Origin of the sequence: Vibrio sp. 10N.286.46.A8 (assembly GCF_041470165.1) — a bacterium.
Classification (GTDB): domain Bacteria; phylum Pseudomonadota; class Gammaproteobacteria; order Enterobacterales; family Vibrionaceae; genus Vibrio; species Vibrio tasmaniensis_A.
Map to the genome: position 1 here is coordinate 1 of NZ_JBFRLX010000395.1, position 218 is coordinate 218.

At 46.3% G+C, this 218-nt stretch carries 1 protein-coding gene; it reads right to left on the reverse strand.

The window, feature by feature from the left end:
* Window positions 1–218, reverse strand: a 218-nt coding sequence (locus AB4232_RS22655; protein ID WP_372088105.1) for a cadherin-like domain-containing protein, incomplete at both ends; no start/stop codon positions are given.

Below are 218 nucleotides of genomic sequence, written 5' to 3' on the forward strand. Positions count from 1 at the left end.
CTCATCACCATCAATATCAGAAGCACCCGCTAGCAGTTGCTCGTCTGTAAAGGTAAGTGAACCGTCTTCTTCAATGGTGTAAGCGACATCTTCTACAACTGCGATGTCATTCACTGGATTCACAGTAAGGTCGGCTGTTGCAACAACCGTTTCAGTACCATCAGAAAGGTCGAAGCTTAGGTCAATATCGCCATTGAAATCGGCATCCGGTGTGATAG